Below are 21,149 nucleotides of genomic sequence, written 5' to 3' on the forward strand. Positions count from 1 at the left end.
CTGGCCCTCCCTCTTCAGCCCTTCAATACAAATGACGATGTTCATGCATGAAGAGTTTCATTTTGTGTGTTTTTCCATAATTTGTGGGCATGCGTTCATTATAGATTAGAAATGGTGAAACTGGGTGGATTTTCCTGAAATTAAACAAAAAAAGGATCTTTATCTCTTTCCTATGGTTAATTGTACCTATAGAGGGAAGTGACTAAAGGGAGAGGAGAACGACATAGGAGTGTGGAACGATATTGAGAAGAACAATACATGTACACAAAGGATGAACAAGATGACGAAAGCAACACTAGCTCCTATCGCCCCTAACGAACGAATACATTCCATTGATGCAATGCGAGGGATTGCCCTCCTTGGTATTTTCTTTGTTAATATGATTGATTTTCATTCACCATGGATGTATATCGATCAAATTGCTTACTGGGGGGACCAATGGAATCAACTCCTCATGAATACCATCGATCTGTTTGCACAAGCAAGCTTTTATCCTCTTTTCTCGTTTCTTTTCGGTTACGGATTTCTTATTTTAAGAAATCGCCTTACTGCAAGAGGTGCGCCGTTTCGATCGGTTATGGTTAGAAGATTACTGTTTCTATTTGCACTTGGTGTTATTCATTTTACTTTTATCTGGCACGGTGACATTCTATTTACTTATAGCTTATGTGGGTTTTTGCTCCTTTTCTTTGTTCGACTGAATGGGAAGGCATTAATACAAATCGGCCTTGTACTCTGGCTTTTCTATGTGATTATATTTTTTCTTCTCATGCTTCCGTTCAGTAACGCGGATTTAACAACTCATAACCCTTCTGCGATAGAACGTTCTATTCTAGTATATGGATCTGGTAGTTACCTTGAAATTATGAGCCAACGTCTTAGTGATTGGTATTATGTAAATGGTGGTCTGAATGGAGCATTCCTATTGTTCTCGCTCTTTCCTTATTTCTTATTTGGTGCAGGGTTTGCCAAGAAAGGCTGGTTAAATGGGGATGTCATTCATCTTCCGTTAGTAAAGAAATTGTTCCTCATTGGAGCACTTGGGTTTGCTATTAAAATTAGTCCATTTCTGTTCGATTCCTATGCTTACACACATCTACAAGATAGTCTTGGTGGACCGCTCGTTTCTTTATTTTATATATCATGCATATCGTTACTCTATTACTCAGGCAGAAGAATGAAGGCTTTTGAATGGGTTGGTAAAATGGCACTAACTAATTATCTCCTGCAATCAATTGTTGGCACTTTACTTTTCTACCATTATGGACTTGAGTTATATGGAAGTATCGAAATAAGTACAGGTGTTGCTCTATTAATAGGAATCTTTGTTTTACAAGTGGTGGGGAGCAGAATATGGCTAAAGTCGTTTCAATACGGACCTATTGAATGGATTTGGAGAATGGTGACGTATCAAAAAAGATTCTCCATTAGGAGAAATAGGAAGGAAGGGATATCTCATGAAGATCATTGAGAAAGCTATAGAAACAACTGCGATTGCACACGATGGACAATATCGAAAAAAATCGTCCTTACCATATCTATCTCATCCTGTAACAGTTGGTTTCTATTTGCTAGAGTCAGGTTCAACAGAAGAAGTTGTAGCAGCTGGGATTCTTCATGATGTTATTGAAGATACGCGGCTCACTTTCGATAACTTGAAAGCTGAGTTTGGAGAAGTCATTGCAAACCTCGTGTTAGCATGTTCTGAACCAGATAAAAGTCTCGAGTGGGAAGATAGAAAGCTCCATACCATTAAGAAATTAAGGACAGCATCGTTTGCAGTAAAACAAATTACATGTGCGGATAAATTACATAATTTGAGAACCATTCAAAATGATTTTTATCGTGAAGGGTCATTAGTATGGGAGCGATTTACTAGAGGGAGAGATAAGCAACAGTGGTATTACGACGCTATTTATACTAGTCTCATTATGAATCTCACATCAGAAGAAGCTTGTTATCCTTTATTTGAACAGTTGCAGGAAACGATTATAGCAGTGTTTCATAAGTAAGTTCAGGAGAATTTTAACAGAAATTCTACGATTATCTTTCTTATCGAAGGGTATTGGTAACTATACTCAAATTGTAGGAGGATTTATCATGGAAATAATACTATATGTGGCTGTAGCAGTGATCGCCCTTGTATTTGCTGTGTTAAGTGTGTTTCTAATTAAAGTTCTTAAATCAACTGAAAAGACGCTTTCAAACACAGCTGAAACAATTGACTCTCTTCAAGGACAAATTGATGGCTTAACAAAGGAAACAACAATGATTCTTCACAAAACAAACGTCCTTGCTGATGATGTTCAAACAAAGGTTGGACAATTCTCACCTGTCTTTCAATCGGTGAAAGAAACGGGAGATTCACTTCATCATCTTAGCAACTCATTATCCAAACTTGGACAATCTGTAGAAAAAGGTGTGGATGCTAAGCAGGGAAAAGCTGCCGAGGCGGCGAATTGGGGTAGTACTGCTCTAGCAATGTGGGAAAAGTATCGAATGAAGAAAACGAACATACAAACGGCCAAGGAGGAAGGATAACAATGAAGAAATCAAACTCGTCTAATCATGATGTGAAGGTTGAACACGAGCCAGCTCCAGAAGGGTACTCATCATCAACAAGAGAGGTTATCAAAATTGATAAGTCCGCTCCAAATAAGCCTGAAAAACACTTTAAGGCACCTGCCATCGCAGCTATCGCTGGTAGCGTAGTAGGCGCAGCAGCTGGTGTGCTTCTTGCACCAAAAGCTGGGAAAGACCTTCGAAATGACATTAGTGATGGTGTTACAAAGGCTAAAGACAAAAGTGTTGAAGTATCTGGTAATGTGAAAGATAAGTCGACTGCTTTTGCACAATCAGTGAAAACTAAGTCTAATGATTTAGTTAGTAAAGTGAAAAATAGGAAAGGCGATACGAATTCGCCTGAAGAAGAAGCGGCAGCAACTGCTAGTGGTTATTCTGTGAAGCGAGCAGCTGAGCTTGATGAAACAGAAGTTCCAACTTCAACCATTGTAGAGCGTGATGTCGAGAAGATCATCGTCGAAACAGAAGGAGCAGAGACGATGGATGACGTAATCAAGGCTGATGTTGAGCGAACGTTAGAAAAAGATCCTGATCATCCAGAAACACTTGATGAAGCAGCAGAACTAGAATTAAAACGTACAAAGCGTAAACGTTAAAAGCCAACCGCCGTATACGGCGGTTGGCTTTTTTTGGAAATATCAATTTCGGTTGTACGTCTTAGGAGTAGGAATGGTGAATCGAGTTTACTTTAGTAGCTTCTTTCACAACACTTCTTGCCTTTAATGCTTCCTTTTGTTCTTGCTTGGCTTTGTTCTCGATTTGCTTAATGTCCTGCTTGGTTGGACCAATCATGGTAACCTAACGCCTCCTAATGTTGTTCTACTAGACAGTTCCCCTCTGGTTAAAATTAAAACGCAAATCCCCACAAAAGTTAGAAAATGGTAATAAAGTCGTTCGTTTCTTAATAAAACGCTTTCATTTCTTAATAATGAACAGCGGGGAGGAAGAAAATGTGCGGAATTTGTAATCTCATGACTAGTTTCGACGAAGTTATTTTCATAGCCCATTTTTTGATGCACAATAATGATAGGAAGTCGCATGATCTGAGACTATATCGCAAAAAAGGTGGGCATAAGGATGAAAAAGGTATTAATTGTGGACGACCAGTATGGGATTCGCGTATTGTTGAGCGAGGTTTTTAAGAAGGAAGGGTATCAAACGCTTCAAGCCGCAAATGGAATGACTGCGATAGAGCTTGTAAGACAAGAATGTCCTGATTTAGTACTGCTCGATTTAAAAATGCCCGGTATGGATGGATTAGAAGTATTTAAAGCCTTAAAGAAATTCGATGAAAAAGTCCAGGTTATTTTCATGACGGCGTATGGCGAACTTAAACTTGTTCAAGAGTTTATGAATTTAGGTGCGATCACTCATTTTGCAAAACCGTTTGATATTGAAGAAGTATGCCGAACTGTTAAACGTGTAATCCCCCTCGATGCGAAAGACTTTGTGCGCTCAAAATAATGTTTGAAGAACCTGATTTGTAATAGAAGCAGGTTTTCGAATGAATGGAATCTTTCACAACAAATACTTGATAATATTAGGTATCAAAATAAGCTGTCTCTAGTCGACCGACTAGAAACAGCTTTTATTTTTGAGTTCGTATTATTTATTTTTCCCGCGCTTGTTAGTTGGATTGTTAGCTGGTTTTGGTGCATTTTTTCTTTTGAGTTCAAGCTCCAGCTTTTGAGTGATTTTCTCCAAATACTTCTCTTCTCCTGGAAGGAGGAGTGTTACAACTGACCCTTCTTTACCCATTCGACCTGTACGACCGGAACGATGGAGGTAGGTTCTGGCGTCTTCTGACAAATCATAATGGAAGACGTGAGTAATATTGTCAATATCTAGTCCTCTAGCAGCAAGGTCGGTTGTAAGAAGTAGTTGAATTTGGTCATTACGAAAACGATTTAGTACGTTTTTGCGTTCTGTTTTGTTCGTTGAACTATCTAGCACATCGAATGAGATTTTCTTAGTAGCGAGTATATCTTTAAGACGTGAGAGATAGTTACTATTGTTAACGAATGCTAGTGCTTTCACACCTTCTTTACGGGCAAGTTTTCTGAGAAGTTCAGGTTTTTCTCGTCTGTTTGTCACGTAATAACTGTGATCGATTGCTTTCTTTTCTTCGTCTGTAGCAGCTATGCTTAAAACTGAAGGATTATCAGATAGTTTCTTTGCCTGAATCAACACTTTATCGCTAATCGTAGCAGAAAAGAAAAGGAGTTGGCAGTCACGAAGAGCGGACTGACAAATGTATGAGACATCTTCAATTGTAGAAGGATGAAGAACCTGGTCGGCTTCATCTGCAACGATTGTTCTCACTTCGTTCATTTTGAGTTTCTTCATATCAATCAACTCAGCTATACGATTTGGCGTCCCTACAATAAGTTGGGGATGCTTTTTGAGTTTTTCTAACTGACGTTTTATTGCTGCACCACCAATGAGTGAGGCTGCTGTCATTCCGCTACCTTTTAAGAAGCCTTGTGAGACTTCAAAGACTTGCATAGCAAGCTCCCTAGTGGGGGCAAGTACAATAGCCTGAGTATTCTTCTTCTCAGGATCCATTTTTTGCATAATTGGTAGAAGATAGGCAAGCGTTTTACCAGTTCCAGTTGGCGCTTCAACCAGAAGGTCTTCGCCATCCATAATCCTAGGAATGGCTTTCTCCTGCACCTGTGACAGGTTAGTAAATCCTGCAGCTTGCCAATTCTCTGAAAGAAATGGATGGTTATCGAACATTTTCATATGTTTACTCCTTTATTATCATGTGCATTTTATTTTAACATAAATGCGATTTTGTCATTCGGTCAGATGATAGGTCCTTCTGAAGCTAGTGGTAAGAGTTGATGTTTCGCCCAATATGTAAAGGGAATAATAGATACAAAGGAGGTTAGCAACGTGAACGGATATTTACTTAGGAAGATGTCAGTATATACACTATTAGCAGGTATTGTTGTTGCTCTTTATATCGGAATTACACTTGGCGATAATTTGCCAGATTATGCAACGATTGAAGAACCTTATCCACTAAGATGGATCCTTGCTATGGGTGCATTCGGAATTTCCGCAATCATATCATCAGTTCTTTATACGGGAAGTGTTCTTGCTTCTATCATGGCTCAGAAGAATTAAAAACATTTCCATTTAAATTGACAAAGAGCGCATCGCTTGGATGCGCTCTTTCTTCGTTTTATATATAACGATCGTTAGTTATTAACAGTAACTCCTTCATTGCCGCGGTAAACATACCATAGAGATCTGTTGATCTCTCAAACAACGAAAGCCCTACCTCTCTTCCATCCTTACGGCTCCGAAGCCGCGCCAGTGTGAGTGAGGAGGATCAACAGCAATTGTAGTATGGCCATTAACTTGATACAAGCCAATTAGAATCATGCTGTTCATACCTTTCCAGTTATGAATTTTAGTTCTCCTTATTTTAAAGGAGCTAGTTGTTAATATCGGGTTTTTGTTACCCCAACTACACATTATACACGGTTCTCTACGATTGTCAACACGATTGTTATTTATTTCCTGAGAAGTATCCAATCAATCCTAGCACGATACCGAGAACTGCTCCCCCTCCAACTTCTACAGGTTGATGACCAAGCAATTCGTTTAGCTCAACATCTCTTCTGGCATGAACTAGATCAGGGTAGTGACCTGATAATAATTCAATGTCTTCGTCCAAATCATTCACAAGTCTGGCAATTTCTCCTGTATGTCTTCTAATTCCTTGAGCGTCATACATGACAATCACACCAAATACGACAGCTAGTGCCGTTTCAACTGAATGCTTCCCTGTTTTTAAAGCTGTATAAGTTGCAAGAGCGGACACTCCAGCTGAGTGGGAACTCGGCATACCACCCGTTTGGAAAAATGGTCTCCAGTCCCAATACCCTTTTGTCACTTTATAGGTTGCAATCTTAAGTCCCTGAGCTAGTAAAATAGCGGAGATTGCTGTACCAATTCCTCGATTCATCACATTCACCTCATCGTTATTCTTACAATAAAAGGTCTTTATTATGAATGAGAAGAAAAAATTCGATTACCAGCATATAACGATTTTTGGGTAGAGCTGGTATTATAGCCTGTTTTTATATGGTCACATCAGTTCATAATCGCATAAGTTAATTATTTACATATGATGGTAATAAAGAGCGAAGGAGGAAAAATTAAGGAGGTTACATGGTATGGCAAGTGATTATAAAATCACGAGAGACTTTATAGGAAAAGGAAAATCAAGACCGAAAGAAAAGAATGACGGAATTACATTTATAGTGGCACATGACACTGGTAATCCAGGAGCAAATGCTTATGCGAACCGTGCTTATTTCGCTAGGAATGTTGTTTCGGCTTCAGCGCATACCTTCATCGATGATTCGGTCATTCTTGAGATCATCCCACTAACTGAAAAGGCTTGGCATGTTCGGTATGTCTCTACAATGGACAACATTCTATACGATGGTGATGCGAATGATAAGGCAATTGGTGTTGAACTATGTTGGGGAGGGAAAATTTCATTTTCAGAAGCGTATAAACGCTACGTCTGGTACCACGCTTATCTGTGCGACAAATTCAATCTTGACCCACAATCAGATATTGTCGCCCATTCTACGCTCGATCGAACGAGAAGAACTGATCCTCAAAATGCGTTAAATCGTTATGGTATTACGTGGGTAGACTTTATAGAAGACGTGATGGATGTATGGAAGACGTTTCGAACAGTTAGCACCGATGAGAAAGTGAGATCGACGAAAAGCACACTCGTTGTTACCTATGGTGATCGTGGTGTTGCAGTAGAGAAAATACAAGAGCTTCTCATTCGTGCTGGAATGGATCTTCGTGAATTTGGAGCAGACGGTGTATTTGGTAAAGAAACACTTGAAGCAATTCAGAAATTCCAGAGGTTGTCCGGATTAGTTGAAGACGGAATCGCTGGACCTAAAACGATTGCTGCTTTAAAACGAGTTCGAAAAGGAAAATTCGATACACCAACTCCTGTTCGTCCATATCCGGGTAGTTACGTAATGATTGGAGATAGAGGAAAAGATGTAGAGGCAATTCAACGTGCTGTCAATGTTACACCAGATGGAATCTTTGGACCGGTTACGGAGAGTGCAGTTAAAAGATATCAGGCTAGGAAGGGACTTTCCGTTGATGGCATCGTTGGACCTGCAACGTGGAATATGCTTTTCTGAGTTGCACATTGAAAACAGATTTAAAATAGTGCCAACTCTTTACTTCCGTTACGCTTGAAGTAGCAAAGGTGAGAGGATGGTTCATATGAATAAAGTCGTTATTGTAACGGGTGCTACGTCAGGAATAGGAGAAGCAGCAGCCCTTCATTTTGCAGAAAAAGGAGATCAGGTTGTCGGAATTGGACGATCTAATGAGCGTGGTGAATATTTAGAGCGTAAAGGTAAAGCGCTAGCAGGATCTATTCATTTCTATCAAGTTGATGTAGGGAAAGAGTCTGAAGTGAAACAATTCTTCGAAGAGTTCAAGGAAACTTATGATCGTTTGGATGTTCTGTTTAATAATGCAGGTGTCGCAGATGTAGGCATTGGTCCACTTAGTCGCGTTTCAGATGAAGATTGGGATCGACTTTTTCATATCAATTTAAAATCGATTTATTATATGGTGAATCATGCTGAAAGACTTTTCGAAAAAGAGTCTACCATTGTAAACAATGCAGCGATCGTTGGAACGATTAAATATCCTTCAGCTCTTCCGGCATATAGTGCAGCAAAAGCAGGTGTTGTCGCTTTGACAAAATCATTGGCAAGTCGATATGCAAAAAGAAAGATTCGCGTTAATGCTATATCTCCTGGGCCAATTGATACACCTCTTGCTAAAAAGTTATACGGATCAGAAGAGAACTTTCAGAAAGCTTATAAACAGCACCCAAGAGGGTCGTTCGGAAAGCCAGAGGAAGTTGCAAAAGCTGTTTATTTCCTTTCAAGTGATGAATCGAGTTATATAAACGGCCACAATCTAGTTATTGATGGTGGTTACACGCTAGCATAACAAAAACCCGTGCATTGTACGGGTTTTTGTTATGCTTCAGGTACCTGTAATTCAGGAATCCATTGCTTCATATGTTGATTAATCTCATTTAATAAAACAGGGTTAACTTCACTCAGTGGATTGACATGGTAGTCTTTATCTACGAATGTTGGTGTGAAAGAAGGCGAGGTAACGGTAATTGTGGAATTCCCCCTGAACTGGTTCTTTACAATGCTTACCTTCAAAATACCTCCTATATCTTTATAATCATTCCGTTGACCTGACAGGAAATTGCCGAGTGAATAAGCAACAAGTACTTTACGGTCATCTGTTGTTTCAATCCATTCTAGTGGTTGTAGGACATGGGGGTGATGACCGAGAATAAGATCAGCCCCGGCTTCTGCTATATAGGATGAGAGGGCTAGTTGATCATTGTTAGGGTAACGCTCGTATTCATTTCCTAGGTGTATACTCACCACTACAGCGTCCGCTATTTCTTTTGCTTTCAGAATTTCTTTCCTTATTAACTCTTTATCAATGTAATTAACAAGATAAGGTTTTCCAGAAGGAGGTCGTATCCCATTTGTTCCATAAGTATAAGCAAGAAAGGCCACAGAAATTCCGTTCTCCTCAATCGTTCTTATCTGGGTACGATCTTTTTCTGAAGCATAGCTTCCTGTGTAGAGAATACCGATGTTGTTCCAGTATTTAATGGCATTCTGAACTGCTCTTTCCCCTCGATCGAGCGTGTGGTTGTTTGCCATCGAAACGATATCGACGCCTGATGCCTTTAAGGCATCTCCCACTTCTGTAGGACTATTAAAGGAAGGGTATGATGATAGGCCGATAGAAGTTCCGCCAATAACGGTTTCCTGATTAGCAAAGGTAATATCCGCATCTTGTAACTGTTTCTGAACTTTAGAGAGCATTGGGGTGAAGTTGTAGCCACTCCCTTCAACGGCTTTCTCATAGACACGATCATGGATGAGTATATCTCCAACAGCAGCAAGAGTGAGTGACGAATTTGAAAGAGGTTGATTGCTTTTTGCTGGGGAAATGTCGTTTTGATAAGTGGAAAGGTCTAAAGGTGCTCTCTCAGCAGAAAGTTCGTCTCCTCCTGATAGAAAGAAAGATAAGGCGGCTACAACAATAACAAGCAAAACAATTGATAATGTTATTTTTTTCATGCAATTCTCCTGTATTTATTCATTGGTTATTAGTATGCACAAACAATATTCGACAAAATCAAGTAAACTCCTTTTTGGAAATAGTGATGATCACTAAAGAAGTTGGGAGAGTGTCTAATATATTGTCTAGAAAAAACATTTATTGTCCAAAATCCATTTATATTGTCCAAAAACAAAATATATTAGCTAAAACTCGATTATATCAGCCAAACCTTTAATTCACCCTACCATCAAGCTATTATTTCTCTATTGAGCATCTGTTTGATATAGTTAATATGGAAAGAGGAGGGGGGTGTCCATATGAATAAGCCTAACATCCTGTTTATTGGTGCTGGTCGAATGGCAGAAGCTATTTTTGCTGGCCTTAAACAGTCAAGCACAATTGGTACTATTACCATTTCAAATCAATCAGATGAAGAAAGATTGGAACAATTAAAACATACATATGAAGTTGAAGCAGCTGCGTGGCAAGAAGTTATTTCTGTCCATGAGGTGATCATCCTTGCAATGCCTCCTGCAGCTCATCCTGCAGTACTAGCTGAACTTGCTGATAAAGTAGACAATCAGTTTATTATAACAGTTGCTGCGGGAATCGGTCCTTCTATACTTGAGGAAGCCCTTCCAGGCCGACCGACCGCCTGGATTATGCCTAATACGGCAGCTGATATTGGTGAATCGATGTCGTTATTTGCATGTGGGAAACATGTTTTACCAGAGCATCGAGAAGTGTTACAAACGATTCTTGATGCGATAGGTGAATCGACTGAGTTAACAGAGGCTCAAATACATGATTTAACTGCTGTAACTGGAAGTGCTCCTGCTTTTGTTTATCAACTAGCAGAGTCACTTGAAGTGACAGCGAAATCATATGGATTATCAACAGAAGTGGCTAGGAAGCTTGTTGTACAAATGATTTATGGTTCAGCTTCGATGTTGAAAGATGGACGTGAAGCGGGTAATCTACGCGATCAAGTGACAACACCTGGTGGAGCAACTGCAGCAGGACTTGACGTTCTAGAAAAAGGCAACTTTAATGAGCTTCTTCATCAAGCTGTTCTTGCTGTTAATGCAAAAGCTGCAGAACAGGCGAAATAGAAAAAGCGTGCTGGGTATTCATCCCAAGCACGCTCTTTTTATTTATAGAATATATGGTCCTAAAAGGAAGATTAAAATCCCAAGATTAAGTCCAAGTTGATACGACGTTCGTTGGAGGATTGTCCACTCTTGATCCTGTCCAAAACGACTAATCATAAAGGAAACAAGGAAGATAATAATCGGCCAAACGTAGGCAGCTCCTTGAAACGTAAGATAGGTAGGAGCTAGATACTGGAATGGACCATCTAGAATGGAAGGTAGGAAAATCATTTGAGATCCTACACAAAGTAGCACGATTGTCCATTCTACCCACTGTTTATCCTGTTCAATAGCGGTTGTGTTTGCAAAATATAAATACATTAAGCCAACAGCTGGAAGGATCAGAAAACCGAATGAGAAGGCGAGCATTGCGAACATCCCGACAACCGCTGTGAAGGTATAAAAGAGGGCGATCTTTAAATCCTGCCCAGTCGTCGCATTGCTACTCTTAACAACCTCTGGAGAAGTAGTGGAGCCGTGTAATACAAAGCCACTTTTCTCTTTATCCATCCAGATTACTGAACTCTCTGAAACAGATACCGGGCGGATGGATAGCTCTTCGCTTGTACTTCTACGGGATGCTACCCATTCACCATTCTGTTGTGTAGCTTCGTAAATACTAATCACATCTCGTTTAGGTGAAATTTCACCATTAGCGCTGAATAAAAGATGAGGGACGCCATTTATTTCATTTAATGAGAAATAATTTGGCTTTGTAAAATCATCTCCCGTTTCCGCATTAGCGATTTTTAGAAGATTAACCTCAGCTGTCTCTCCATCAATACTTTCTCCATAATACGTGTTTACAATTCTTGCTCCTTGTCTTGTAGCGAACGCAGTATAGGTGAATACTAACCCTTTATCTGTGTAGATCGCTTGAAGGTTGCTAAATAGTTCTCCTGAGGATAGGGCGATTTCGTAAACTAGTTCAGGATCAGCACCTTGCTCAAGTGTAAAGAATTGGTTCATTGCATCTGATTGAACGTAAAGCAAGGCCTTTCCATCTTCGGTTAATACGGCATTTTTTATGTAGGATGATAGTTTTGTTGCTGATTCAATGGTACCTTCAGGTGTAATGAAATAAAGCTGATGACGTGACCAGGCAACAATGCCATTGTCGGATGCATTGAGACCTTCAATATTTTCTGCAATTGTTTCTTCTTTACCATTAGTAGAGTAAACCAGCGCATCTTTCTTCTTGTAGATTGCTTGCTGATCATCGACATAGAAGGAGTAACCTTCTGGTACGGCGTAACTTAAATCCTCTGTTGCAACGTCTAACTGTTCGTTAACAGTCACTTTGCGTACAGGGTCTCCGCTGAAATAGAGTGTGGTTTGATCATCTTGTTTTTGCGTAAATATTTGATTGTCCTGAGCGGCAACGTTAAGATCAACTGTTCGACTCCAACTTTCATCAGGTTTCTCCTGAAGTATTGATAGCTGATGAAGAAAGACGAGCAATAAAATAACGAAAGCAGTTAGAATTGGTATCGCAAATTTTTTCATCATAGTCCCCCTTAGTTTCACATCCATTTGAATTTTACATAAGTTTCTAAAAATTTACAATATTATTCCTGAAATAAACTAAAGAATTTGTGATGAGGATACAAACGGATATTTTGATGATATGAGCAGTTTTTTTATAAGGCACTTTTCGTATACGTCGTTGCTATAAGCATGGGTTAATTTTTCACTCCAATTAGCTAAGTGTGGTTTTTTTATATAAAAATTCTTTCAAAAGCAACAATCTTGGAGCAGAAATCAACCGTTTTAAAGCAACAATGTCTATGAAAACAGCCATAATAAAAAACGAGTGCATTACACTCGTTTCTTAATTAACTTCTATACCAGTCTTTTCAATTTCTTTAACGACGATTTCGCCCGTTCCCCTAGGAATTTTGACTGTATGGATGGTTTGAGCTTCTAGAGCACGAGCAATGGCATTTGTTGCTTCACTAGGATCAATTTTATCACCGCATGTGTAAACATCAATTGAAGCATAACCATGCTCAGGAAAGCTGTGGATTGTGAGATGAGATTCAGCAATGATAACTGCACCACTTATTCCCTGAGGTTCGAATGGATGAAATACAACATCTCTTATTTCAGCACCTGCTTCGAGTGCTGCATTTGCAAAGGTTTCTTCTATATAGATTAGATCGTTTAATTTTTCTTTATTACAATTCCACATTTCGGCAATGATATGGTGACCTAATGTTTCGATGATGATAGCCTCCCTTTTTGACTGATTCCTATAGTGTTCATTACAGGAATTTGATTTATACAGATTTTCTCCCCTCTACAGCGCATTGTTAAACAGGGAATTGCCATTAGAACGTAGAAAAATGAGATTAAGTTGACATTTCTTGACTGTTTTCATGCATCAGTTTACACTCAAGGATTATTACAATGTATTAAAGGAGATAGAGATATGGACATGCTGCCTGAACTTATTAACCGTCATAAACAATACCACTATAAAGGTGAAACGAAATCATTTGAATTCAGGCAAAAACAGCTTGAAACCTTACGGGCAGTTATTAAGGAATATGAACCTGAAGTCATGGAAGCATTAAAAGAAGACTTGCATAAATCAGAATGGGAAGCTTATACAACCGAAATAGGATTCCTACTTGAAGAAATCAAATTCACATTGAAACATTTAAAAGAGTGGATGAGTCCTGAGAAGGTAAAATCACCTATTACTCATCTAGGTTCGAAAAGTATGATTTACCAGGAACCTTATGGTGTAACATTGATTATTGCGCCATGGAATTACCCGTTTCAGCTACAGCTTGCTCCACTTATTGGTGCGATTGCAGCCGGAAACTGTGCTGTTTTGAAACCATCGGAACTGACACCTGCTGTGTCTACTGTCATTTCTAAAATGATTAGAGAGGCTTTTCCAGACGATTACATTTCAGTTGTAGAGGGCGGAGTGGAAACGAGTACGGAGCTATTAAAACAGCCGTTTGACCATATTTTCTTTACAGGTAGCGTACAAGTAGGAAAGATTGTGATGGAAGCTGCTGCAAAACAATTAATCCCTGTTACGCTTGAGCTTGGAGGGAAAAGCCCTGTAATTGTAGAAAAGGATGCAAATCTGAAGCTCGCTGCTAAACGAATTTTATGGGGGAAGTTTACTAATGCAGGACAAACCTGTATTGCCCCTGACTATATGTATGTTCATAGTGACGTGAAGTTAGATTTACTTCAACATATGAGTGAAGCTCTTCTAGAATTTTACGGAGAAGATCCATTATCGAGTGAAAAGTATAGTCATATCGTTAGCGATAAGCACTTTGGGAGACTGAAGAGTTTTCTAAATAATGGTGATGTGTTAATTGGTGGGCAACATAAGGAGAGCGAACGCGTAATCTCTCCAACGATTATTGATAACATTTCATGGGACGATCCTGTCATGCAGGAAGAGATTTTCGGACCAATTCTTCCTGTCCTTGAATTTACTGATCTTAATCAAGTTATAGACGAAGTGCGTCGTCGTCCAAAGCCGCTTGCACTATATTTCTTCTCAGAGTCAGAAGAAAAGCAGGACTTGATTACATCCTCACTATCGTTCGGAGGAGGGTGTATGAATGATACGTTGATGCATATTGTAACGCCGCATCTTCCATTTGGAGGGGTTGGATCGAGTGGGACAGGTAGCTATCATGGGAAAGCGAGTTTTGAAGCTTTCTCCCATCGAAAGAGTATCGTGAAACAAACGACGAATTTTGATTTCTCGTTTCGCTATCCATCTGCCAAAAATGGTTTGAAAATGATTAAACGAATTATGGGATAAGGGAGGCTTAGCCTTCCTTATCTTTCTATTGACGTTGATTTTCAATCTTCTAAGAGCAAAATAAAAGTCGTTAGATAAGGTTGATTATTTTCCTTTAGTCTTAGAAATAGTCATGGTATGATTACGGCAAAGCTGTACTCAGGTAAAGTCTTTTCAGCGTTAGTAATGATAGATATATAGGAGGAAGTACATATGAACAAAGGAGTTATTAGTCTAGGAGAAGCATTAATCGACTTTATCCCTCTTGATCAAGAAAATCTTACTTATCAGAAAAGTCCTGGAGGTGCACCTGCTAATGTTTCCGTGGGGCTTGCCCGTCTTGGAGTGAAATCAACTTTTCTAGGTAAGGTAGGGGATGATGTCCTTGGGCGTTTTCTTCAAGAGACACTTAAAAATTACGGTGTTGATGTCTCTACTATGATTCTTACAGAGTCGGAACGAACTGGCGTTGTCTTCGTAACGAATGCAGAAAATGGTGAGCGTAGCTTTGACTTTTACATAAATCCGAGTGCGGATCGGTTTCTAAATGCTGAGGAAATTAGTGATGAGCTGTTTGCTCATCATCGTATCCTTCACTTCGGTTCTATTTCCATGATTAGCGAACCTTCTCGTACCGCGACGAAAAAAGCTGTTCAAACAGCGAAAGAAAAAGGAATGCTTATTTCATATGATCCTAACCTTCGTCTTGGGTTATGGGAAACTGAAGAGCGTGCAAAAGAAACAATCGTTTCGATGCTGTCAGAAGCAGATATTCTGAAGCTTTCTGAAGAAGAGCTTACATTCATTACAGGGGGAGAGAACGTTGAAGCAGGGATTAAAAAGCTTGCGCATTATAAAATCCCTGTCATCTTTATTACGATGGGTGAAGAAGGTAGCCTCGTGTTCACTCCAGATTATTCGCTAAGAGTACCTGCTATGAAAGTTAAGGCAGTCGATACGACTGGTGCAGGGGATGCTTTTGTATCAGGTATTCTTCATGGATTTAATGAGTATGAGGGATCACTTTCTGAACTAACAAGAGAAGAGCTTGAAAGCATGACGCAATTCGCTAGTGTGTCTGGTGCGCTTGCAGCTGCTACAAAAGGGGCAATGACTGCTCTTCCGACAAAAGCTGAAGTGGAAGATATACTCATGAAAGAGATGAAGTAACAAAAAACCTCGCTTAGGCGAGGTTTTTTTGTAAGGTTTCTCGATGAACAGGGAGAAACTAGATTGAATAACTGTGGTGCGATACAATGAAATAAGGTTTTTAATACTAATCGGAGGTGCTTTAAATGAACCAGGATTTTCTACTAGAACTACTTTCCACACCCTCTCCATCAGGGGCAGAAATGGAAATTCAACACAAATGGATGGATTATGTTAGCGAATTTGCAGATGAAATGAGAACAGACAATGCTGGGAATGCAATCGGTATTCTGAATCCCGATGCTGACTTCAAAGTGCTTCTTGCAGGACATTGTGATGAGATCGGATTCATGATTAAGAAAATTGATCATAACGGATTTATACGTGTCGAGAAGCTAGGCGGTATCAGCCAAAAACCTGCGATTGGAATGAAGGTAACGATTCTTGGTACGCACGGTAAATTAACGGGTGTATTTGGCGTAAATGCTGAACATCATGGTGGCGCGAAAGAATTTACATTCGAGGATTTATACATAGACTGTGGTGCTAATACCAAGGAAGAGGTTGAAAAGTACGTTCAAATTGGGGATTTAGCAGTGTATAAGCGTGAAGCTGAGTTTCTACTTAACGATAAAATCAGCGGTAGAGGACTTGATAACCGTACAGGATCTTTCATTGTAGCTGAAGTTCTTCGTGAAGTTGCAAAGCGTAATCCTAAGGTTGGAGTATACGCGGTAAGTACTGTGAACGAAGAAACAAACTTGGGAGGAGCTTATTTCGCTGGTGCAGGAATAAAGCCGACGATGGCTATTGCATGTGACGTTACGTTCTCATCCGATTACCCTGGAGTTGATTCAAGTAAGCATACCGAAGTGAACCTTGGGGGAGGACCAGTTCTAGCGAAAGGTGCTCCTATCAATCATAAAATTAATCAATTGTTAGAAAATGCAGCGAAGAAACTTGATCTTAAACTACAATATGAACTTACTCCTAGAATGACAGGAACTGATGCGGATAAGCTACGTTTAACAGGACACGGTGTGCCTGTTTCACTCGTGTCATTGCCGCTTCGTTACATGCATGCCCCTGTTGAAACAGTAAGCCTGACAGATATAAAAGAAGAAATTGATCTACTTGTGGAAATGATTGCTGACCTAACAGGTGAAGAAAGCGTTAATCCATTAAGTAAATAATATTGACAAAATTGTGACAATGGTGCTAAGCTTACAGAGTGAAAATAACGGTAAAGGAGAGTGTGTTTGATGAGATATGTAGCAGAACGTTCTATTCAATTAACTTCATATCGAGATAGACGCACTTTCCCTGTCATGTAGTCCTTTGTTTCAGAAGGATTGGGCACGCGTCTAAACGTGTGCTCTTTTCTATGTCTTCATAAGCAATTAGGCATAACCGCACACGGTTATGCCTTTTTTTTGTTTTGGCAAACTCAGAGGTGAGGTTAGTGTTCAAAAGGTAAGCAAACAAATGTATCCAACTTTAATGGTGATTGGAGTGATTTACTTGTTCTCAATTTTGCGTAAGTTAAGCTGGTTCTTTAAACAGCATTGGAAGCGCTATAGTCTAGCAATCGGTTTGTTGATTATCGGCGGAATACTTGAAGTGATTCCCCCTAAACTAATTGGAATGGCTATTGATGAAATCAATATAGGTAGCCTAACATGGGAAAGCTTAAGATATTATTTATTCATTTATGGAGGTTTACTAATCGTCGTCTACTTTATTACGTATGTATGGATGTATAAGCTTTTCGGAGGAGCCTTCCTTGTCGAACGAACGCTACGATCCAAGTTTATGAAACACCTTTTGAAGATGACACCTTCCTTTTATGAAAAGAACCGTACCGGTGATTTGATGGCGAGGGCTACAAATGATCTTAAAGCAGTGTCAATGACGGCTGGATTCGGTATATTGACTCTAGTTGACTCAACAATCTTTATGTTTCTAATCCTCACGACAATGGGCGTGTTAATTAGCTGGAAACTGACACTTGCTGCTATCATTCCGCTACCGCTCATGGCACTTGCTATGAATAAATACGGTAGCATTATTCATAGGCGATTTACAGCGGCTCAGGATTCCTTTGGGCATATGAATGATCAGGTTCTAGAGTCTATTGCGGGCGTCAGGGTAACACGCGCATATGTTCAGGAAAGAGCGGATCAAAGGAAATTTCAGAACCTAACGGAGGATGTATACAAGAAGAACATCGATGTAGCGAAAGTTGATGTGCTATTTGAACCAACGATCAAGGTTCTCGTAGGCATTAGCTACTTAATTGGTTTAGGGTATGGGGCATATCTCGTATTTCACAAAGTACTAACACTAGGTGAATTAGTTTCATTTAACGTGTACCTTGGAATGCTGATTTGGCCAATGATTGCGGTTGGTGAATTAATTAATGTTATGCAGCGAGGTAATGCATCACTTGATCGTGTGCTAGAAACGTTATCACATGAAGAGGATGTGAAGGAACATCCGAAGCCGCAACTTCTTGAAGTGCCAGGAACGATCGAATTTAATCATGTAACCTTTACGTATCCCACGTCATCTGTAAAGAATTTGCATGAAGTTTCTTTCACGTTAAAGAAAGGTCAAACCCTTGGAATTGTAGGTAGAACTGGAAGTGGCAAAACAACCTTACTTAAACAGCTATTAAGGGAGTACCCAGTAGGAGACGGGGAGATTCTTTTCTCTGGCGTTCCCATTCAAAATTTACCGCTTAGTACCCTGCAGAGCTGGATTGGCTATGTCCCACAGGATCAAATGCTTTTCTCTAGATCTGTTCGTGAAAATCTTCTTTTTGGGAAAAGCTCGGGAACAGATCAAGATGTTGATCGAGTTCTGAGACTTGCCGATTTCCAAAAGGATATTCACGTTCTTCCGGAAGGACTACAAACGCTTGTTGGTGAGAAAGGCGTCGCTCTTTCTGGTGGACAAAAACAACGCGTATCTATTGCAAGAGCACTTATGATTGATCCTGAAATTTTGATTCTAGATGATGCGATGTCTGCAGTAGATGGAAAAACAGAAGCTAAGATCATTTCAAATATTCGAAGTGAGCGTGCCGGAAAAACGACGTTCATTGCAACCCACCGATTATCAGGAGTGCAGCATGCTGATTGGATTGTTGTACTTGATAATGGTGAGGTGATTGAAGAAGGTACACACGCAGAACTGCTTAAACAAAAAGGCTGGTATAGAGAGCAATATGATCGACAGCAGCTTGAAGATTCTCTTAAGGAGGTGCTGTAATTGAATCGACACGTCGGGAAGCGATTGGTTCAGTACGCACTTGGTTTCAAGAAAAGTATCATTATTGCCCTTCTCCTCTTAACAGTAGCTGTTACGGCTGAGCTCTCAGGTCCTTTCATAGCTAAGAGAATGATTGATGTTCATATCCTTGGGATTGAAAAGTCCTGGTATGAATCAGATCAGGGAGAGGATGCAGTCAAGTATGATGGAGAATGGTATAAACGAAGTGACAACTTCGAAAATGGAGAGGAAAGAGGAAGTGAAGTTCGCATCCTCCAAGTTGGTCGAGACTATTATTTCATTGATCAGTCGATTGCCTTTGATGGGGAAAGATCCATTAAAAGTAATGAGCTAACGATAGTTAAAGATGAAGAAAAGCAAACCTATGGAGCTGAGGAGCTAAGTAACGAAGAGCTTCTGGCATTCTATCAACCACAAATTGAACCAATGATTTGGCTAATTGCACTTTATTTTGGATTACTTGTGTTTGCTTCCTTTTTTGAATATGGGCAGGGTCTTCTTCTACAAACATCTGCCAACCGCATCATTCAGAAAATGAGAACCGATGTTTACGGGCAAATTCAGCGTTTGCATATTAGTTATTTTGATAACTTGCCTGCTGGAAAAGTAGTAGCGAGAATTACAAACGACACTGAAGCTATCCGCGAACTGTACGTAACGGTACTTGCGACATTTTTCACGAGTATCGTCTATATGACCGGGATTTTCATTGCTCTATTTTTACTAGATGTGAAACTAGCTCTTATTACGTTAACGATTGTACCGCTCCTATTTATCTGGATAACGGTTTATAGGAGATATGCATCTAAGTTTAATAAGGTCATTCGCACTAGGATTAGCGATATTAATGGAATGATTAATGAATCCATTCAGGGTATGTCTATTATTAGAGCATTTAAGCGTCAGAACGAAACCGAAAAAGAGTTTGAAGAGTTGAATGATAGCCATTTTACGTATCAGAATAAGCTATTAAACTTAAACGCTTTAATGTCGCATAACCTTGTTAATATTCTTCGAAACATTTCATTCGTTACCTTGATCTGGTATTTCGGTGGAGCTTCGCTAACGACAGGGGCCGTCATTAGTCTTGGTGTCCTGTACGCCTTCGTTGATTATATGAATCGCTTATTTCAGCCTGTTACAAATATGGTAAATCAGCTGGCGAATCTTGAGCAAGCGTTAGTAGCTGCTGATCGTGTATTTGAACTTCTTGATGAAAAAGGAGAAGATGTTTCAGACGGTAAGCTTGAGCGATATGAAGGCAACGTTGCCTTCGAACAAGTTTCTTTTGCTTACAAAGGTGATGACTACGTGTTAAAAGATTTGTCCTTTGAAGCCAAAAAAGGTGAGACTGTTGCGCTTGTGGGACACACAGGTTCTGGGAAAAGTTCGATAATGAATTTATTATTCCGCTTTTATGATAACCAAAAAGGAACCATATCGATTGATGGTACAAATATTAAAGATATTCCAAAGCAGCAGTTGAGACAGCATATGGCAATAGTCCTTCAGGATCCTTTCTTATTTACAGGTACAATTGCATCGAATGTGAGTCTTGATGATTCATCCATTTCACGCGAGAAAATTGAAAAAGCACTAAAAGATGTAGGAGCTGAGCAGCTTCTACGCACACTTCCAAAAGGCTTCGACGAGCCAGTTATTGAGAAAGGGAGCACGCTATCTTCTGGTCAACGCCAGCTGATTTCATTTGCAAGGGCCTTAGCGTTTGATCCTGCTGTTTTAATTCTGGATGAAGCTACATCAAATGTAGATACGGAGACAGAGATGATGATTCAGCATGCGCTCGATATTTTAAAGAAGGGGCGAACAACGTTTATTATCGCTCATCGCCTTTCAACGATTCGAGAAGCAGATCAAATTCTTGTGCTTCATCAAGGAGAGATTGTCGAGCGTGGAAATCACGATGACTTAATGGAGCGTAAAGGTAGGTACTATCAAATGTATCAGCTTCAACAAGGGAAGAAGATTGAGCAGGCAGTGTAATCTCAATCCCA

The 21,149-nt window shown here is 39.7% G+C and carries 20 protein-coding genes and 1 pseudogene; 15 read left to right on the top strand and 6 right to left on the bottom strand.

The window, feature by feature from the left end; all coding sequences use genetic code 11:
- The first annotated feature begins 280 nt into the window (after positions 1 to 280).
- From JI666_RS11735 to JI666_RS11750, 4 genes are all read left to right on the top strand, one after another.
- Positions 281 to 1,471: a DUF418 domain-containing protein gene (locus JI666_RS11735; protein ID WP_206891978.1), complete on the top strand. Its 1,191-nt coding sequence runs from the start codon at positions 281 to 283 to the stop codon at positions 1,469 to 1,471.
- Positions 1,458 to 2,012 carry an HD domain-containing protein gene (locus JI666_RS11740; protein ID WP_206891979.1) on the top strand — a complete coding sequence of 185 codons (555 nt, stop codon included), beginning with the start codon at positions 1,458 to 1,460 and terminating at the stop codon, positions 2,010 to 2,012. The genes JI666_RS11735 and JI666_RS11740 overlap by 14 nt, the downstream gene beginning before the upstream one ends.
- 88 nt (positions 2,013 to 2,100) lie before the next feature.
- Complete coding sequence (locus tag JI666_RS11745) at positions 2,101 to 2,541, top strand: DUF948 domain-containing protein (protein ID WP_206891980.1); 441 nt, start codon at positions 2,101 to 2,103, stop codon at positions 2,539 to 2,541.
- A gap of 2 nt (positions 2,542 to 2,543) precedes the next feature.
- Positions 2,544 to 3,179, top strand: a complete 636-nt coding sequence (locus JI666_RS11750) for a YtxH domain-containing protein (RefSeq protein ID WP_206891981.1) — start codon at positions 2,544 to 2,546, stop codon at positions 3,177 to 3,179.
- Between the two features lie 61 nt (positions 3,180 to 3,240).
- Here JI666_RS11750 and JI666_RS21710 read toward each other — a convergent pair whose 3' ends face one another.
- Positions 3,241 to 3,375 (bottom strand): hypothetical protein, encoded by a 135-nt coding sequence (locus tag JI666_RS21710; RefSeq protein ID WP_286170772.1) that lies wholly within the window; start codon positions 3,373 to 3,375, stop codon positions 3,241 to 3,243.
- A gap of 285 nt (positions 3,376 to 3,660) precedes the next feature.
- Between JI666_RS21710 and JI666_RS11755 the strand changes: the two genes are divergently transcribed.
- On the top strand, positions 3,661 to 4,047 hold the full coding sequence (locus JI666_RS11755) for a response regulator (RefSeq protein WP_211201494.1): 387 nt from the start codon (positions 3,661 to 3,663) through the stop codon (positions 4,045 to 4,047).
- Between the two features lie 141 nt (positions 4,048 to 4,188).
- Here the strand turns inward: JI666_RS11755 and JI666_RS11760 are convergent, their stop codons facing one another.
- A complete protein-coding gene (locus JI666_RS11760; protein WP_206891982.1) occupies positions 4,189 to 5,328 on the bottom strand; it encodes a DEAD/DEAH box helicase in 1,140 nt (379 codons plus the stop codon).
- A 153-nt stretch (positions 5,329 to 5,481) separates the two neighbouring features.
- On the opposite strand from JI666_RS11760, the gene JI666_RS11765 reads away from it, so the two are divergent.
- Entirely contained in the window at positions 5,482 to 5,715 is a 234-nt protein-coding gene (locus JI666_RS11765) for a hypothetical protein (protein ID WP_206891983.1), read from the top strand.
- 388 nt (positions 5,716 to 6,103) lie between these two features.
- Here the strand turns inward: JI666_RS11765 and JI666_RS11770 are convergent, their stop codons facing one another.
- Complete coding sequence (locus JI666_RS11770; RefSeq protein WP_206891984.1) at positions 6,104 to 6,571, bottom strand: divergent PAP2 family protein; 468 nt, start codon at positions 6,569 to 6,571, stop codon at positions 6,104 to 6,106.
- A 202-nt stretch (positions 6,572 to 6,773) separates the two neighbouring features.
- Between JI666_RS11770 and JI666_RS21715 the strand changes: the two are divergent.
- From JI666_RS21715 to JI666_RS11780, 3 genes and pseudogenes are all read left to right on the top strand, one after another.
- Positions 6,774 to 7,304 (top strand): annotated as a pseudogene (locus JI666_RS21715) (peptidoglycan recognition protein family protein); the annotation flags it as partial.
- Entirely contained in the window at positions 7,281 to 7,781 is a 501-nt protein-coding gene (locus tag JI666_RS21720) for a peptidoglycan-binding domain-containing protein (RefSeq protein WP_286170784.1), read from the top strand. The pseudogene JI666_RS21715 and the gene JI666_RS21720, both read left to right, overlap by 24 nt.
- 85 nt (positions 7,782 to 7,866) lie before the next feature.
- Positions 7,867 to 8,610, top strand: coding sequence for an SDR family NAD(P)-dependent oxidoreductase (locus tag JI666_RS11780; RefSeq protein WP_206891987.1), 744 nt, complete (start codon positions 7,867 to 7,869; stop codon positions 8,608 to 8,610).
- A 29-nt stretch (positions 8,611 to 8,639) separates the two neighbouring features.
- On the opposite strand, the gene JI666_RS11785 is transcribed toward JI666_RS11780, so the two are convergent.
- Positions 8,640 to 9,776 carry a CapA family protein gene (locus JI666_RS11785; RefSeq protein WP_206891989.1) on the bottom strand — a complete coding sequence of 379 codons (1,137 nt, stop codon included), beginning with the start codon at positions 9,774 to 9,776 and terminating at the stop codon, positions 8,640 to 8,642.
- Between the two features lie 300 nt (positions 9,777 to 10,076).
- Here JI666_RS11785 and proC point away from each other — a divergent pair, with 300 nt between their 5' ends.
- Complete coding sequence (gene proC, locus JI666_RS11790) at positions 10,077 to 10,871, top strand: pyrroline-5-carboxylate reductase (protein ID WP_206891991.1); 795 nt, start codon at positions 10,077 to 10,079, stop codon at positions 10,869 to 10,871.
- A gap of 42 nt (positions 10,872 to 10,913) precedes the next feature.
- Here the strand turns inward: proC and JI666_RS11795 are convergent, their stop codons facing one another.
- Positions 10,914 to 12,419 carry a hypothetical protein gene (locus JI666_RS11795; protein WP_206891992.1) on the bottom strand — a complete coding sequence of 502 codons (1,506 nt, stop codon included), beginning with the start codon at positions 12,417 to 12,419 and terminating at the stop codon, positions 10,914 to 10,916.
- A gap of 322 nt (positions 12,420 to 12,741) precedes the next feature.
- Positions 12,742 to 13,134 (bottom strand): adenosylmethionine decarboxylase, encoded by a 393-nt coding sequence (gene speD / locus JI666_RS11800; RefSeq protein ID WP_206892191.1) that lies wholly within the window; start codon positions 13,132 to 13,134, stop codon positions 12,742 to 12,744.
- Between the two features lie 207 nt (positions 13,135 to 13,341).
- Between speD and JI666_RS11805 the strand changes: the two genes are divergently transcribed.
- The 5 genes from JI666_RS11805 (at position 13,342) to JI666_RS11825 (ending at position 21,138) form a co-directional block, all read left to right on the top strand.
- The gene (locus JI666_RS11805; RefSeq protein WP_206891993.1) at positions 13,342 to 14,712 is read left to right on the top strand and encodes an aldehyde dehydrogenase; all 1,371 of its coding nucleotides are present in this window, start codon (positions 13,342 to 13,344) and stop codon (positions 14,710 to 14,712) included.
- A 192-nt stretch (positions 14,713 to 14,904) separates the two neighbouring features.
- Entirely contained in the window at positions 14,905 to 15,861 is a 957-nt protein-coding gene (locus tag JI666_RS11810; protein WP_206891996.1) for a carbohydrate kinase family protein, read from the top strand.
- Between the two features lie 125 nt (positions 15,862 to 15,986).
- The gene (locus tag JI666_RS11815; RefSeq protein WP_206891999.1) at positions 15,987 to 17,033 is read left to right on the top strand and encodes a M20/M25/M40 family metallo-hydrolase; all 1,047 of its coding nucleotides are present in this window, start codon (positions 15,987 to 15,989) and stop codon (positions 17,031 to 17,033) included.
- A gap of 328 nt (positions 17,034 to 17,361) precedes the next feature.
- The gene (locus JI666_RS11820) at positions 17,362 to 19,113 is read left to right on the top strand and encodes an ABC transporter ATP-binding protein (RefSeq protein WP_206892195.1); all 1,752 of its coding nucleotides are present in this window, start codon (positions 17,362 to 17,364) and stop codon (positions 19,111 to 19,113) included.
- Positions 19,114 to 21,138, top strand: a complete 2,025-nt coding sequence (locus tag JI666_RS11825; protein ID WP_206892000.1) for an ABC transporter ATP-binding protein — start codon at positions 19,114 to 19,116, stop codon at positions 21,136 to 21,138.
- Positions 21,139 to 21,149: the final 11 nt, after the last annotated feature.

The organism is Bacillus sp. NTK071, assembly GCF_017303315.1.
In the GTDB taxonomy this organism is placed as follows: Bacteria; Bacillota; Bacilli; order Bacillales; family Guptibacillaceae; genus Guptibacillus.